The organism is Curtobacterium sp. MMLR14_006, assembly GCF_001864985.1.
Taxonomy (GTDB): Bacteria; Actinomycetota; Actinomycetes; order Actinomycetales; family Microbacteriaceae; genus Curtobacterium.
On record NZ_MJGU01000002.1, the window covers coordinates 44,202 to 58,936 of the forward strand.

Consider the following 14,735-nt stretch of genomic DNA (forward strand, 5'->3'; position numbering starts at 1 on the left):
GGGAGGTCCGACAGCGGTCGCGGTGTGCGCAGCGGGCGAACACCGGTCAGCGGGTCGGCCGTCGGCCGGCCGGTCGCGAGCCGTCCACGCGCTGAGCACGGTTCCTGCGGCTCGTGCGGACCAGCAGCACGGTGCCGAGCGCGAGGGCGACGACCGCGGCGACCATGGGCAGGGCCACCGACGCTCCGGTGGCCGCGAGGGAGCCACCCGGAGCGGGTGCGTCCGAGGGCGTCGCGAACGGGGTCGAGGTCGGGGTCGGGGTCGTCGACGGGGCCTCCGGGGCAGCGGATCCGGTGGGGGTGGTCGGTGCGGTCGGGGTGATCGGTGCGGTCGCCGTCGCCGTCGGTTCCGGCAGCGTGGTCGGCGCGGGTACCGAGGGCGTGGTCGGCGCCGTCGTCGGCTGTGGGACCGGTGCCGCCGTCGGTGCCGGCGCCGTCGTCGGCTCCGGTGCCGTGGTCGGAGCGGGTCCCTGGTCGGGGCCCGGGTCGGTGGTCGGTACCGGTTCCGTCGTCGGTTCCGGTTCCGTCGTCGGCTCCGGCGCCGTCGTCGGCTCCGGCGCCGTCGTCGGATCCGGCGCCGTCGTCGGATCCGGCGCCGTCGTCGGATCCGGCGCCGTCGTCGGCTCCGGTGCCGGTGCCGGTGCGGTGGTGGGCGCCGCGGTCGACTCCGGCTCCGGCCCGGTCGTCGGCGCAGACGTGGGCACCGACGTGGGCACCGATGTGTCGGACGCACTCGGCACCGGAGCGGGCGCGACCGCCCCCTCGCGTGTCGCCGTGACCACCCGGCGCCGGTTGTAGTCCGCGACGGCCATCTCGGTCCCCGCGTGCACGGAGACCGCGGTCGGGTTCGCCAGCGAGGAGCCGTCCGGTGCCGCGTCGAGCGCCACCGACCAGTCCGATCCTTCGAGCGCCCACACCCGGCCACCGGTGTTGTCGACGACGAAGACCGAGCCGTCGTCCCCCACGGCGACGCCGAGCAACCGGACCGGCGCGGTCTGCGGGAAGCCGAGGGACGTCGGAACGCCGCCTGCACGGTCGACGCGCCAGACGTCGTCGGCCTGGGCGTCGCTCACGATGAGCGCTCCGCCGTCCGGGGTCACGGCGACACCGCCCGGGTCGGTCCAGGGCCCGTCGACGGCGCTCCAGTCCCCGGTGCGGACGTCGGCGGTCCAGAGGGCGCCGGTGCCCGGGGCAGCCGCCCACACCGTCGAGCCGACGACCGCCAGCTCGGAGACCGCTCGCCGCGTGGGCGGGGCCGGGATCCGGCTGACCGCGCCGCCGTCGAGGACGGCGACCGTGCGGCGCCCGGCCTCGGCGACGACGAAACGGCCGTCGGGCAGTGCCTGGACGGCCGACGGGTTCCACATGGCGCGGGCTTCGGTGCCGAAGGGTGCGATGGTCTCCCACGTGCCGTCCGCTCCGCGGCGGAGCACCCCGTTCGCTGCGAGGTCCGCCACGACGAGTCGACCGGCGGCGTCGTGCTCGACGTCGTTCGGGGCGACGAAGGCCTCGGCGACGGGCGGTGCCGCGGTGTCGGCGCGCTGCGGGAGCCACACCGGCGGACCGGCGACGGCGGCCGAGGTGGTCACGCCGCCGACCACGCCGACGGCGACCAACGCGGCCACGACTGCCCCGATCGCGATCGGCAGGACGTCCGGTCGTGGTGCTCGCCCTGCCATCGGTACCCCCGGTCCTCGTCGCGGGGCGGCCGCCCCGACGGCGAACCTACCGGCGCGGGGTACGCCGGTGGTCCCCCAGTTCGGGGACGGACCAGCTCCGTCGCGCGAGCGGGTCCGCGCTCAGCGGTCGCCGGGCTCGAGGTCGCGGGCTGCTGCGGCGTGGTGGTGTGGTCGTCCTGCTGTCGCAGGGACCGCCACACCAGGAGGCGCACCCCGACGGCGAACGTCATCCCGATGACGACCACGACGATGAGCGCGACCGTCTGCACCGGGGTGCTGGCGGCCAGCAGGACGGCGCTCACAGCAGGCATCAGGACGGAGCGTGCACGCGCTGCTGCGCGGCGAGCAGGCCGACCTCGGCGATCGCCTCGACCGCGTCCGCGGCGTCGGCCAGCAGGATCGGCAGGGTCTTCTTCTCGGCGGCGGCGAAGTCGCGCAGCACGTAGTCGGCGGGGTCCTGCCGACCGGGCGGCCGACCGATGCCGACCCGCACGCGGGTGAACTCGTTCGTGCCGGTGGCCTTGATGATGTCCCGCAGGCCGTTGTGCCCGCCGTGTCCGCCGCTGCCCTTGAGACGGACGGTGTCGAACGGCAGGTCGAGCTCGTCGTGCACGACGACGAGGTCGGCCGGGGTGGCGCTGTAGAACCCGAGCACCGAGGAGACCGGCCCGCCCGAGGTGTTCATGAACGACGCGGGCTTCGCCAGCACGAGTCGCGTGCCGCCGGGCACCAGGCGCCCCTCGGCGACCTGGTTCGGCGTCTTGTGCTTCTTGAACGTCGCACCCATGCGGGACGCGAGTTCGTCGAGGACCATCTGGCCGACGTTGTGGCGGTTGCCGGCGTAGCCGGGCCCGGGGTTCCCGAGCCCGACCACGACGAGCGTCTCGCCCGTCATCAGCACGCCGCCATCAGCGTCGACCAGATGCCCACGAGGTGGGTGTTACTCGGAGACCGGCTCGGAGCCGCCCTCGGCACCGGCTTCGGCGCCGGCCTCGGCCGAGGCCTCGTCGGCGGCGTCGTCGTCGGCGGTGCCGCGCGGGGTGACGATCTGGACGACGAGCGCCTCGCCGTCGGTCTCGAGCTCGGCGCCCTCGGGGAGCTCGAGCTGGGCGGCGGTGATCTGCGCGCCGTCCTCGAGGCCCTCGACGTCCACGGTGACGTGCTCCGGGATGTCCGTGGCGAGCACGAGCAGCGAGACCGTGTTGAGGTCCTGCACGTGGATGGTGCCGGAGAAGGACTCGCCCTCGACGACGACGGGCACGTCGACCGTGACCTTCTCGCCGCGGCGCAGGACCACGAGGTCGATGTGCTCGATGATCTGGCGCACCGGGTCACGCTGGACGTCCTTGACGAGGGCGAGCTGCGCGGTGCCCTCGATGTCGAGGTCGACGACCGCGTTCGCGGTACGGACGAGCAGCATGGTCTCGTGGCCGGGCAGCGAGATGTGCTTCGGCTCGGTGCCGTGGCCGTAGACGACGGCGGGGATCTTGTCGGCGGCGCGGAGCTTGCGCGCAGCACCCTTGCCGAACTTGGTGCGGACGTCCGCTGCGAGCTTGGTGTAGTCGGCCATGGTGCCTCCTGGTCTCGGGGGTCGACACCGGCGGTCCGGCATCGTGGGGGTCTGTGGTGTTGCAACTCGAACGCGTGCACGCGTGAGGAACGTTCCCTGGGCTGGGCCGGGTCTCCCACCGCGTCGATCACGGCCGCTTGCGCGGCCCTCGCCGAAGTCAATCCCCGAGTCTAGCAGGACGCCCTGTGGTGCGCTGTTCCGCGCGGGGAGAGCCGTTCCGCGCGTACGGAGCTGTTCCGCGCGTGGTGAGACGTTCCGCGCGTAGGAAGCCGTTCCTTCCGCCTGCCGACGCGCGGAACAGCTTCCTACTGCGCGTGCGATGGGACGGAACGGTCAGCGGCCGAGGGTCCGACGGTGCTCCTGGGCCGCCGCGAGCACCTCGCGGGCACGGTCGCTCGCGGCCTCGGCGTCGTCGCGCGCCTGTCCGAGGTGTTCGACCTCGGCCTCGGCCCGCTCGAGCGCGTGCCGCAGCTCGGCGCGGCGGTCCTCAGCGGCATCGAGCTCCTCCGACGCCGCGTCGAGCGCCGCGTCGGCGTCGCGCGAGTCGGTCCGCGCCGCCGTCTCCGCCCGGCGTGCGGCCTTCCGCTCCGCGGCGAGGTCGCGCTCCGGCTCCGGCTGCGGCTCGTCGACCTCGGGACCGTCCGGCTCCGGTCGCGACTGCCGGGAGGCTCGACTCACCTTCCGCGCACCCCTCGCGCTGGCGATCGGGATGGGCGGGGCTCCGCTGCCGGACCAGGCGTCGGGCACCGCGTCGGGATCCGCGAGCACCCCGTCGAGGTCGACCGCGTCGAACCCCACGCTCTCCAGCGGCGCGACGAGCAGCCCCGAGCGGACGGCGGCGCCCGCGTGCGGGTCGGCCATCGCCGCCTCGATCGTGGCGCGGACCTGGGCGAGCACCGCTGGCGTGACGGGGTGCCCGGCGTCCGCGGCGAGGTCCGCCCCGGCCCGGGCGAGCGCGTCGACGACCTCGGTCCGCTGCCGTCGGAGCGTCCGGATGACGTCGGGGTCGGCGTCGGCCTGGGCCTTCCGGAGCGCCGGCCCGAGGTCGACCGCGTCGTCGAGCGCGCCGTCGGCGGCGAGCAGGTCGATCACCCACGCGGCGGGGGCGGGCTTGCGGAGTCCGCCGATCGCCGTGGCGAGGTCGCGGTCCTCCGTGCGGACCGCCCGCTGCCGCGCCGTCCGCTCGGCGACGAAGTCCGTGGGCGCGACGAGGAGCAGTGCCCTCGCCTCGTCCGCGAACCCCATGCGGACCAGCTTGCCCGCTACCAGTCGTGGACGGTGCCGTCGGCGAGGCGGTTGAACGGCAGGTACGCCTGCTCGTAGGGGTACTTGCCGGCCTCGTCGGTGTCGAGCGAGACCCCGAGGCCCGGCTCGTCGCCCGGGTGCAGCAGCCCGTCGGTGAAGGTGAACGTCTGCCGGAACACCTGGTTGGTCTGCGGTCCGTGCTGCATGTACTCCTGGATGCCGAAGTTGTGGATCGCCAGGCCGAGGTGCATCTGCGCCGCGAGACCCACCGGCGAGATGTCGGTCGGACCGTGGAACCCGGACTTGACCTGGTACAGCGCGGCGTAGTCCATCGTCTTCTTGAGCGGGGAGATGCCGCCCATGTGCGTGACGGCGCCGCGGACGTAGTCGATGAGCTGGTCGCGGATGATGTCCTTGAAGTCCCAGATGGTGTTGAAGACCTCGCCGATCGCGAGCGGCGTCGTGGTGTGCTGCCGGACGAGCTTGAGGGCCTCCTGGTTCTCGGCCGGGGTGCAGTCCTCGAGCCAGAACAGGTCGTACGGCTCGAGCGACTTGCCGAGCTTGGCGGCCTGCAGCGGGGTCATCCGGTGGTGGCCGTCGTGCAGCAGCGGCAGCTCGGGGCCGAACTCGTTGCGGACGGCCTCGAACACGGTGGGCACGTGGCGCAGGTAGGCGCGGGTGTCCCAGTCCTCCATGGCGGGGAACGCGCCGCGCTGCGCGGGCTCGAAGTCGTAGCGGACGCCCTCGTTGCCCGACGTCGTCTTGTTCGACGCGATGCCGTAGATGCTCTCGAGGCCGGGGACACCGGTCTGCACGCGGATCGAGCGGTAGCCCTCCTCCTGGTGCTCGCGGATCGAGTCGAACAGCTCGGGCAGTTCCTTGCCGGAGGCGTGCCCGTACGCCATCAGCCCGGTGCGGGAGGCACCGCCGAGCAGCTGGTACAGCGGCATCCCGGCGACCTTCGCCTTGATGTCCCAGAGCGCCATGTCGACCGCGGCGATCGCGGCCATGGTGACGGGCCCGCGGCGCCAGTACGACGAGCGGTACAGGAACTGCCAGGCGTCCTCGATGCGGCTGGCGTCGCGGCCGACGAGCAGCGGGACGACGTGCTCGGACAGGTACGCGGAGACGGCGAGCTCGCGGCCGTTCAGCGTCGCGTCGCCGAGGCCGGTGACGCCGTCGGCGGTGGTGATCTTGAGCGTCACGAAGTTGCGGTTCGGGCTCGTGACGATGACCTCGGCACGGTCGATGAGCTGCCCGCGGTCCGCCGAGGCCCACGTGTCCGGACGCCCGGCGGTCGGGTCGGTCGCGGCGCCGGCGTCGGTCGCGCCCGGCACCGGGGCCGCGGGGTTCGTGGTGGTGTCGGTCATGCGGTGACTCCTTCGTCGGTGCTCGTACGGTCGGTGGCGGTCGCGGATGCGGATGCGGTGCTCGTGGCCCGGATGCGGTCGCGCGCTCCGGTGTCCGCGGCCCGGATGCGGTCGGCCGCCGCGGTGATCGCGGCGACCACGGGGGTGGTGTCGAGGTCGGGGGCGACGACGCGCAGGACGTCGTGCACGTCCGAGTCTGCCCCGGGCGCTCCGACGTCGTCCACGAGGTCGGGCTGCGTGGTGACGTGGAGCCACCACGCGGCGAGCGCCGTCGCGGCGCCGGGTCCGATGCCGGCGGACGGGTCACGGGCGAGCCGGTGGCGGAGCACGTCGACGACCCGGACGGGCAGCTTCTGCGACCCGCCGGACGCGATCTGCCGGAGGGTGTGCCGGATGCGCGGGTTGCGGAACCGCTCGACCAGGGCCGTCCGGGCCGCGTCGACCTCGGGGCCGGGCAGCGGGAGCTCGGCCGCGGCCTCGTCCCACAGCTCCTCGACGGCGGTGCGGCAGGTCGGGTCGTCGATCGCGGCGGCGACGGTGTCGTGTCCGCGCAGCAAGCCGAGGTACGCGAGCAGCGAGTGCGACCCGTTGAGCAGCCAGAGCTTCCGCTGCTCGAACGGGGTGACGTCGTCGACGATGCGCACGCCGGCGGTCTCCCAGGCCGGGCGGTCGAGCCCTGCGAACGCGTCCTCGAGGACCCACTCGGCGAACGGCTCGGTGACCACGGGCACCCGGTCGCCGTCGAGCGCACCGGGGAGGTCCGCCAGGGCCGTCACGTCGTCGTCGGTCGTGGCCGGGGTGATCCGGTCGACCATCGACGAGGGGAACGCGACGTTCGCGTCGATCCAGTCCTGCAGCGCCGGGTGGGACACGGCGGACGCCACCGCGTCACGGAGGACGTCGCCGTTGTGGGTCAGGTTGTCGAGGCTGACCAGCGCGATGCGCCCCGCCCCGGCGGCACGCCGGGCGTCGAGCCCCGCGGCCAGCCGGGCGGGGACGTCGGACCCGGACCGGTAGCCCTGCTCGGTGACCGTCAGCGTGACGACGGTCGTCTCCGGGGACGCGACCGCGTGCCTCCAGGCCGCCTCGTCGCTGCCCGGGTGGGCGGCCACGATCGTGTCGACCACCTCGGCCTCGTCGCCCGAGGCGGCGCGGGTGACGAGCGTGTAGCGGCATTCCTGGGCGCCCAGGGCGTCCGCCGCCGTGGCAGAACGGCCGGTGAAGGCCGTGATGCCCCACGGCTCCCCCGTCGAGTGGGCGGTGTACCAGGCGAGGTGGGCGCGCGCGAACGCGCCCACCCCCAGGTGGACGATGCCGGGTCGGCGGTCGGTCATGCCGTCACCGGCACGAGGGACCGCAGGTACGCCAGGTTGTCGGCGGTGCGGGCTGCGAGCGGCAGGTCGGTGGAGAAGTCCTCGATCGTGACCCAGCCGTCGTAGCCCACCTGGCGGAGGGCGTCGAGGTACTCGGAGACCGAGGCCTGTCCGGTGCGCAGGGGTGCCCACTCGTTCCGCCAGGTGCTGCTGCCGTCGGCCCGGGTCTCGCCGGTGTCGACCCAGCGGGCGTTCTTCACGTGGGCGTGGGCGAGGTACGGGCCGAGGAGCTCGAACGCGGCGAGGTGGTCCTCCTGCCCCTCGATGACGAGGTTGCCGAGGTCGTGGATGACGCCGACGTGCTCCGGGTCGAGGCCGTCGACGAGCCGGAGCGCCGCGGACGCCGAGGGGGTGATCGTCATGTGGTGCAGCTCGACGAGCGCCTTGACGCCGAGTTCGGCCGCGCGCCCGGCGGCCCACTCGAGGTCGGCGCGGGTCCGGTCGAACAGCTGCGGGTACGTCGCACCCGTGCGCTCCTGCTCGCGTCGGTACCACGGCATCGTCACCCGCACCTGGCGGGCGCCGAGCTCCGACGTCACACGGAGCATCGTCTCGGTGCCCTCGTGGTCGGACACCGGCTGGTAGCCGCCGATGCCCGAGTACCCGAGACCGGCGGCCTCCGTGATCCGGGCGATCTCCCCCACCCGGTCGGCGATGCCGGAGAACTGCCAGGTCGACCGGTTGCCGGCCCAGAAGCCGGAGGAGCCGTCCTCGGTGCGGTCGTCGACGACGCGCCACTCGATGCCGTCCCAGCCCTGCTCGGCGAGGGTCTGCGCGGCTTCGGACGGGGTCCAGTCGGGGGTGGAGGCGGTGAACACGGAGAACTTCATCGGGTGGCTCCTCCTGCTGCGTGGGCGGTCGTCGGTGTGCCGACGACGGGGACGACGTCGTCGTACGCACCCTCGATGACGTCGTCGATCCGGACGGGCTTGCCGAGCGTCGCGCTGACGTACAGCCCGCGGACGGTGGCGAGCGACACGAGGGCGGCCTCCACCGTGACGCCGGGCTCGCGGCCCTGCCGGATGGCGTCGACGATGTCGGTGTACTGCCGCGCGTGCCCGGCGGCGAAGTGGTCGGCTTCGGCCGGGCCGCCGACGACGTGCTCCGGCGGGACGACGTCGTCCTTCTGGTCGACCGCCCCCGCGACGGCCGTGGCGTTCGCCGTCGTCGAGGCGGACTCGAGCGTGGCGCTGTCCGGCGCGACGTGGAAGTAGGCGAGCCGGTCGTCGTCGACGACCGCCGACCCCTGCGTGCCGTAGACGGCGTACCGCGCGGAGAGCCCCGGGTAGGCGGCGGTCGTGCAGTGGACGACGCCGAGCGCTCCGCCGGCGAACCGGACGGTGGCGACGGCGGTGTCCTCGACCTCGATGCGGTCGTGTGCCAGGAGTGCGGTCTGCGCGGAGATCTCGACCGGTCGTCCGAGCGCCCACACGAGCAGGTCGACCGTGTGCACGCCCTGGTTCATGACGGCGCCGCCGCCGTCGAGGTCCCAGGTGCCGCGCCAGTCGCCGGAGTCGTAGTAGCCCTGCGACCGGTACCAGGCGACGCTCGCGACACCGGAGGTCACGGTGCCGAACCGGCCGTCGTGCGCTGCCCCGGCGACGACGGCGGAGGCCGGGTCGAACCGGTGCTGGCTGATGACGCTCGTGACGAGTCCCCGGTCGCGAGCGGCGGCGGCGAGCGCCGCGATCTGCCGGGCCCTGGGCATCGTGGTGTCGAGCGGCTTCTCGATGACGACGTGCTTGCCGGCGGCCAGGGCGGCCTCGGCGAGCTGCACGTGCATGCCGGACGGCGAGCAGATCGCGACGACGTCGATGTCGGTCTGCGCGATCGCCTCCTCGATGGTGGACGTCGTGATCGGCCGGGTGACGCCCGTCGCCTCGATCTCGTCGGCGGCGCTCGTGGCGGCGGCGGGGATCGCGTCGACGAGGGCGACGACCTGCAGGTCGGGGTGGTGGACGGCGACCTTCGCGTGGTGGCGTCCGATGACGCCGGCGCCGACGACTGCCAACTTCAGTGGGGTGGTCATCGCAGGGTGACTCCGATCTGGTCGGTGAGGGTGCGGAGGGCACGACCGGCGCGACCGAAGGCCGCGGGGCCGGAGAACCCGCCGAGGGAGGTGACGTCGGCCAGGTGCGGCTCGAGCGAGGCGTAGCCGGAGTACCCGGCGTCGCGCAGGGCGGTGAGGGTCTGCAGCAGTTCGCCGTCGCCCTCCCCCGCGGGGACCACCGACGAGTCGGCGGCGAGCGCGTCCTTGACCTGCAGGTAGTCGACGTAGGGGGCGAGCTGCGCCCACCCGTCGGAGAACGGCCGGACGCCGCACTGGACGTAGTTCGCGTTGTCCCAGGCCAGTCGGAGCGCGGACGAACCGACGCTCTCGACGATGTCGAGCACGCGCGCGGGGACATCGCCGTAGATGTCCTTCTCGTTCTCGTGCAGCAGGGTCACGCCCTCGCGTTCGGCGAGGTCGGCCAGGGCACGCATCCGGACGAGCACGTCGTCGCGGACGGCATCGGGCTGCCGGCCCTCGAAGTAGAACGAGAAGATCCGGATGTTCGAGGTGCCGAGGGCGTGCGCGGCGGCGATCGCGCGGCGGAGTCGTCCGACCTCGTGCTCGACGGGCTCGTCGACGGAGACCTTGCCGATCGGCGACGCGATGGCGGACACCGTCTGGCCGCGCTCGTCGAGCAGGCGGTGCAGCCCGGCGAGCTGGTCCTCGTCGAGGTCGACGACGTTCACGCCCCAGGCACTGCGGACCTCGATGGCGCTCGCGCCGAGCGCCTGCAGGACCGCGACCTGGACGACCGGGTCGGCGTCGATCTCGTCCCCGAAACCGGAGAGTTCCCAACTGGGCTGGGTCATGGCATTCCCTTCGTGCGGTCGGACCGGAGGCGCGTGGCGGGGTCGCACCGCGCCTCCCGTCCGATCGATGGTTGCGTTCGCTACTTGACGGAGCCGGCGGTGAGACCGCCGACCAGGTAGCGCTGGAAGATGAGGTACAGGGCGACGACCGGCACGGCGCAGACGATCGAGGCGGCCATCATCTGGCCGTAGATCGGGACGGCGCCGCCCTCTTGCGCGGTGCCGAGCACCTGCAGGACCACGGCGACGGTGCGTGTGTTCGGGGTCGTCATGATCGTGGAGAACAGGACGTCGTTCCAGCCGAGCAGGAAGGCGAAGATCGCCGAGACGACGATGCCGGGCCAGGAGAGCGGCAGGACGATCTTCGTCAGGATCTTCGTGCTCGAGGCGCCGTCGATGCGCGCCGCTTCCTCGAGTTCCTTCGGCAGGCCGCGCAGGTAGGTGACCATCACCCACGTCGAGAACGGCAGGGCGAACGTCAGGTAGGTGACGAACAGGCCCCAGCGGGTGCCGATGATCTGCACGCCCGTGGCGCTGGCGATGTTCGAGAAGACGACGAACACCGGCAGCAGCAGGAGCGTGCCCGGGATCGACTGCAGCGCGAGCAACCCGCGCAGGATGGTGAGCCGGCCGAGGAACCGGAACCGGACCAGCACGTAGGCGGTGGACACGGCGAGCGCGGCGCTCGCGACGGCCACCGCGCCGGCGGTGAGCATCGAGTTCACCAGGCCCTGCCCGAGGGCGACCGTCGACCAGATGTCGACGTAGTTCGACAGCGTGAACGCTGACGGGAAGTACTCGCCACGGGCGACGGCGACGTCCGAGTTCACCGAGCCGAACACGATGTACAGGACGGGGACGGCGATGAACGCGACGAGGACCGCGATCACCGTGACGAGCAGCCACCGGGGCAGCAGGCGGGTGACGTCGGTGTCGTAGGGGCGCTTGCCGCGGCGCCCGGGTGCCGTGATGCTCTCGGTGAGCGTGGACGTGGATCGGGTGGTCGTCGTGAACGCGCTCATGCTCGTGCTCCGTCGAGGTCTGCGGCCGCGGCCGGGGTTGCTGCCGCGAGCGTGGCGCGGTCGGCGCGCCGTTGCTTCCGGCCGGGTCCGGCGTCGTCACCCGTGTCGAGCTGCACGGCTCGCAGGTAGACGAACAACGGGATGGCGACGATCACGAGCGAGCAGATCGCCATGGCCGCGGACAGCCCGAAGCGGAACGACTGGAAGCTCGCGATGTACGTCAGGACGGGCATCACCTCGACGCTCGACGGCAACGGGTTGCCGAAGAGCACGAACGGCAGGGTGAAGTTGTTGATGTTGTGCAGGATCGAGATGATCACCGCCAGGCTGAGCGGGCCGCGCAGGTACGGGAAGACGATGTACCGCAGCTTCGCCCACCAGGTGACACCGTCGAGTGCGGCGGCCTCGTGCACCTCGTTGTCGACGGCCTGCAGCCCGGCGAGCGACAGCAGGTAGACGAACGGCCAGCTCGTCCAGACCATCACGCCGGCGAGCGCCCAGTACGACGCGGGCCCGTTCAGCCAGAGGACGTCGGTGTGCAGCGTCGCGTTCACCACGCCCTGCGGTTGCAGCATCGTGCGGAAGAAGGTGCCGACGACGAACGCGGGGAGCACGTACGGGATGAGGTAGACCGAGCGGACCAGCCCGCGACCGGGGAACCGGTTCTGGGTGGAGATCGCGGCGGCGACGCCGATCGGCACGGTGACGACGGTGACGAGCACCGACAGGGACACCGAGACCCAGATCGAGTGGAGCAGCGGTGAGTCGGTGAAGGCCTCGGCGAAGTTGGCGAAGCCGACGAACGGGGCGCTGAACCACTGCCGCAGCGTGTACTGGTCGAGGTCGAGCATCGCGATGAACAGGCCCACCAGGAGCGGCACCACGATCACCGCGAGCATGAGGACGCCGCCGGGCAGGAGCATCCAGAGCGGACGCTCCTTCTTGTACAGCGGCGTCGTGCCGTGCGGCCGCACCTGCGGGGCCGGGGTGCGGTCGGTGCGCGGCCGGGTCTGCGTGCTGGTCATCACAGACCTCCGTTCTTCTGGCGGTCGAGGGTGGACTGGGCGTCGCGCTGCGCCGCTGCGAGTCGTGCACGGAGCTGGTCGTCGGTGACCTCGCCGCGCTTCAGCGAGGGGATCGACTGCACGACGACGTCGACGAGCGAGAGCTGGATGTCCGACCAGGCGCCCGTGAAGGCGGTCGGCTTCGACAGTTCGCCTGCGCGGACGATGGGTGCCAGGTCGGGGTTCGCCGTCGCGACCCGGTCGGCGGCCTCGGCGTTCGTCGGTAGTTGGCCGAACAGCTCGAAGTAGCGTTCCTGGGCGGCCGGGGCGGAGACCTGCCGCACGAAGGCGAAGGACAGGTCCTGCTTCGTGCCGTAGTCGGCGACGACGAGGTTGTCACCGGACAGGATGCTGGCGGCCTCGATGCCGTCGGCCGGACGTTCGGTCGCGCCCGGGGGCACGGTGGGCAGCAGCGCGTAGGAGTACTTCCCGTCGACCTTCGAGCCCTGCAGCGAGTTGAGCGAGGTCGTGGTGGTCATCGGGAAGAAGGCCGCCTTGCCGTCGGCGAACTGCGCGAGGGCCTGCGGGTTGTTCCACCCGATCGCGGCCGGGTCGACGACGCCGTCCTTCGTCACCCAGTCGAAGTAGGTGCGGTACGCCTGCTCGACCGCGGTCGTGTCGATCTCGGCCGTCGTCCCGTCGACCAGCGTGTTGCCGGCGTTCTGCGCCATGCCCCAGACGAACTTCCAGGGGTCGAAGCCGTCGGCGTAGGCGATCGCCATGCCGTACGTCCCGTCGCCCGTGGTGGCCTTCGCGTCCGCGGTCAGCTGGTCCCAGGTGGTCGGCGGCTCGGTGATGCCGGCGCGTTCGAGGAGCTCGTCGTTGACGGCCATCACGAACGGACGGCTGGCGAACGGGATGCCGATCTGCTTGCTCGCGCTCGGCCCGGAGATGCCGAGCGAGGCCGGGGAGAACTGGTCCTTCCCACCGACGGCGTCCCACTCGTCGGCGCCCATGTCGACGAAGGCGCCGGTGGCGTACGCGGTCGGGGTGAAGGTCGTGCCGATGGCGTACACGTCCGGGCCCTGCCCGGAGATGACGCTCGTCTGGATGGCGGTCAGTTCCTCCTGCGGGGTGGAGTAGGTCTCCCACTGGATGTCGGCGCCGGTCGTCCGCTTGAACGCGGCAGCGGTCTCCTGCTGCCACTGCTTGCGTTCCTTCGGGTACGTCGTGTCGGCGCCCATCATCACGCGGAGGGTGTCCGGGTCGTCGCCGCTGCCGTCCACCACGGCGCAGCCCTGCAGGGAGAGCGTGGCGAGGGCGATCACCGCGACGGCACCGACGAGGGTGCGGGGCTTCAGTCTTCGCGTCTTCACGGGGGTTTCCTCCTCGGGACCTCCTCCGGGCGGCACTGCCCGGTGACACCACTGTCCCGGTGGTGGCAACAGGCGGCAACCGGTTGCCACTTGTTGCCAGAGCCGCCTACGTTCGCCTCGTGAGCGAACTCGACACCGACGTCGGCAGCACGGTCCGACGCGTCACCATCCGCGACATCGCCGTCGCGACCGGGGTGGCGCCGTCCACCGTGTCCCGCGCGCTCTCCCTGCCCGACCGCGTCAACCCGACCACGCAGCAGCGCATCCAACGGGCAGCCCGCGAACTCGGCTACGTCGCGAACTCGCAGGCGCGCGCGCTGACCTCCGGACGCACCCGAGCGGTCGCCGTGCTCGTGTCCGACATCACGAACCCGTTCTACTTCGACGTCATCCGCGGCACGCAGCACCAGCTCGCCGCCGCCGGGTGGACGCAGCTGCTCGTCGACACCGAGGAGTCCGCCGAGGCCGAGACGGCCGCGCTCAGCGCGATCGGCGCGAAGGCCGACGGCGTGGTGCTCACCGCCTCACGCCTGTCCGACGCGCAGATCGCCCGGGTCGCCGCACGCCTGCCGCTCGTCGTCGTGAACCGCCGACCCGAGGGGGTGCCCTCCGTGCTCATCGACACCCCCGGCGGCGTCGAACAGGCGGTGCAGCACCTCGTCTCGCTGGGGCACCGCGACGTCCTGTACGTCGCCGGGCCGGACAGCTCGTGGTCGAACGAACGCCGGTGGCGGGCACTCGTGCGGGTCGCGAAGCGCCTCGGCGCCCGCGTCGCACGGGTCGGACCCCACGCACCGTTCGTGGACTCCGGAGCGGCAGCCGCCGACGCCGCCGTGCACGCCGGAGCCACCGCCTGCATCGCCTTCAACGACCTCATCGCCATCGGCATGCTCGCCCGCCTGCGCGAGCGCGGCGTCCGGGTGCCCGAGGACATGAGCATCGTCGGCTGCGACGACATCTTCGGCGCCGACTTCTGCAACCCGCCGCTCACCACGATGACCTCGCCGATCGAGCGGGCCGGACGGGTTGCGATCCGGATGCTCCTCGGCCGACTCGGCGCGGACCCGGCCGACGACCCGTCCGGGGAGCACGCGTCCGGTGCCGTCGCCCTGCCCACCCACCTGACCGTGCGGGAGTCGACCGGCCCCGCCCCGGCCTGACGCACTGCTCGCTCGTCCCCGCGCTTTCCGTCCTTCCCCGCTCGTCCCGCTCGTCCCGCTCGTCCCCGCTCGTCC

13 protein-coding genes are annotated in these 14,735 nt (G+C 72.7%); 1 reads left to right on the top strand and 12 read right to left on the bottom strand.

All coding sequences use genetic code 11. The annotated features are described in order from the left end of the window. Positions 1–46 precede the first annotated feature (46 nt). From BIU94_RS18025 to BIU94_RS01020, 12 genes are all read right to left on the bottom strand, one after another. The gene (locus BIU94_RS18025; RefSeq protein ID WP_254784687.1) at positions 47–1,678 is read right to left on the bottom strand and encodes a hypothetical protein; all 1,632 of its coding nucleotides are present in this window, start codon (positions 1,676–1,678) and stop codon (positions 47–49) included. Positions 1,679–1,988: 310 nt separating this feature from the next. Continuing rightward, on the bottom strand, positions 1,989–2,573 hold the full coding sequence (gene pth / locus BIU94_RS00970; protein ID WP_071253445.1) for an aminoacyl-tRNA hydrolase: 585 nt from the start codon (positions 2,571–2,573) through the stop codon (positions 1,989–1,991). Positions 2,574–2,618: 45 nt separating this feature from the next. Further along, the gene (locus BIU94_RS00975; RefSeq protein WP_071253282.1) at positions 2,619–3,248 is read right to left on the bottom strand and encodes a 50S ribosomal protein L25/general stress protein Ctc; all 630 of its coding nucleotides are present in this window, start codon (positions 3,246–3,248) and stop codon (positions 2,619–2,621) included. A gap of 333 nt (positions 3,249–3,581) precedes the next feature. Beyond that, complete coding sequence (locus BIU94_RS00980) at positions 3,582–4,493, bottom strand: hypothetical protein (RefSeq protein ID WP_071253283.1); 912 nt, start codon at positions 4,491–4,493, stop codon at positions 3,582–3,584. 17 nt (positions 4,494–4,510) lie between these two features. Next, on the bottom strand, positions 4,511–5,863 hold the full coding sequence (gene manD, locus BIU94_RS00985; protein ID WP_254782804.1) for a D-mannonate dehydratase ManD: 1,353 nt from the start codon (positions 5,861–5,863) through the stop codon (positions 4,511–4,513). Further along, positions 5,860–7,197 carry a mannitol dehydrogenase family protein gene (locus tag BIU94_RS00990; protein WP_071253285.1) on the bottom strand — a complete coding sequence of 446 codons (1,338 nt, stop codon included), beginning with the start codon at positions 7,195–7,197 and terminating at the stop codon, positions 5,860–5,862. The genes manD and BIU94_RS00990 overlap by 4 nt, the downstream gene beginning before the upstream one ends. Further along, a complete protein-coding gene (locus tag BIU94_RS00995; protein ID WP_071253287.1) occupies positions 7,194–8,066 on the bottom strand; it encodes a sugar phosphate isomerase/epimerase in 873 nt (290 codons plus the stop codon). Before BIU94_RS00995 ends, BIU94_RS00990 begins: the two co-directional genes overlap by 4 nt. After that, positions 8,063–9,265, bottom strand: coding sequence for a Gfo/Idh/MocA family protein (locus BIU94_RS01000; protein WP_071253289.1), 1,203 nt, complete (start codon positions 9,263–9,265; stop codon positions 8,063–8,065). The genes BIU94_RS00995 and BIU94_RS01000 overlap by 4 nt, the downstream gene beginning before the upstream one ends. Beyond that, complete coding sequence (locus BIU94_RS01005; protein WP_071253291.1) at positions 9,262–10,098, bottom strand: sugar phosphate isomerase/epimerase; 837 nt, start codon at positions 10,096–10,098, stop codon at positions 9,262–9,264. Before BIU94_RS01005 ends, BIU94_RS01000 begins: the two co-directional genes overlap by 4 nt. 80 nt (positions 10,099–10,178) lie before the next feature. Continuing rightward, positions 10,179–11,120 carry a carbohydrate ABC transporter permease gene (locus tag BIU94_RS01010; RefSeq protein WP_071253292.1) on the bottom strand — a complete coding sequence of 314 codons (942 nt, stop codon included), beginning with the start codon at positions 11,118–11,120 and terminating at the stop codon, positions 10,179–10,181. Next, the gene (locus BIU94_RS01015) at positions 11,117–12,145 is read right to left on the bottom strand and encodes a carbohydrate ABC transporter permease (protein WP_071253293.1); all 1,029 of its coding nucleotides are present in this window, start codon (positions 12,143–12,145) and stop codon (positions 11,117–11,119) included. Before BIU94_RS01015 ends, BIU94_RS01010 begins: the two co-directional genes overlap by 4 nt. Continuing rightward, positions 12,145–13,500, bottom strand: coding sequence for an ABC transporter substrate-binding protein (locus tag BIU94_RS01020; protein ID WP_083404501.1), 1,356 nt, complete (start codon positions 13,498–13,500; stop codon positions 12,145–12,147). The genes BIU94_RS01015 and BIU94_RS01020 overlap by 1 nt, the downstream gene beginning before the upstream one ends. A gap of 119 nt (positions 13,501–13,619) precedes the next feature. Here BIU94_RS01020 and BIU94_RS01025 point away from each other — a divergent pair, with 119 nt between their 5' ends. Further along, complete coding sequence (locus BIU94_RS01025; protein ID WP_071253294.1) at positions 13,620–14,660, top strand: LacI family DNA-binding transcriptional regulator; 1,041 nt, start codon at positions 13,620–13,622, stop codon at positions 14,658–14,660. Positions 14,661–14,735 lie beyond the last annotated feature (75 nt).

Bases quoted from the DNA above. Each gene is read 5' to 3' on its own strand.
- pth (WP_071253445.1), bottom strand. From the start codon at position 2,573: ATGACGGGCGAGACGCTCGTCGTGGTCGGGCTCGGGAACCCCGGGCCC.
- BIU94_RS18025 (WP_254784687.1), bottom strand. From the start codon at position 1,678: ATGGCAGGGCGAGCACCACGACCGGACGTCCTGCCGATCGCGATCGGG.
- BIU94_RS00975 (WP_071253282.1), bottom strand. From the start codon at position 3,248: ATGGCCGACTACACCAAGCTCGCAGCGGACGTCCGCACCAAGTTCGGC.
- BIU94_RS01005 (WP_071253291.1), bottom strand. From the start codon at position 10,098: ATGACCCAGCCCAGTTGGGAACTCTCCGGTTTCGGGGACGAGATCGAC.
- manD (WP_254782804.1), bottom strand. From the start codon at position 5,863: ATGACCGACACCACCACGAACCCCGCGGCCCCGGTGCCGGGCGCGACC.
- BIU94_RS01000 (WP_071253289.1), bottom strand. From the start codon at position 9,265: ATGACCACCCCACTGAAGTTGGCAGTCGTCGGCGCCGGCGTCATCGGA.
- BIU94_RS00980 (WP_071253283.1), bottom strand. From the start codon at position 4,493: ATGGGGTTCGCGGACGAGGCGAGGGCACTGCTCCTCGTCGCGCCCACG.
- BIU94_RS01015 (WP_071253293.1), bottom strand. From the start codon at position 12,145: ATGACCAGCACGCAGACCCGGCCGCGCACCGACCGCACCCCGGCCCCG.
- BIU94_RS00990 (WP_071253285.1), bottom strand. From the start codon at position 7,197: ATGACCGACCGCCGACCCGGCATCGTCCACCTGGGGGTGGGCGCGTTC.
- BIU94_RS00995 (WP_071253287.1), bottom strand. From the start codon at position 8,066: ATGAAGTTCTCCGTGTTCACCGCCTCCACCCCCGACTGGACCCCGTCC.
- BIU94_RS01010 (WP_071253292.1), bottom strand. From the start codon at position 11,120: ATGAGCGCGTTCACGACGACCACCCGATCCACGTCCACGCTCACCGAG.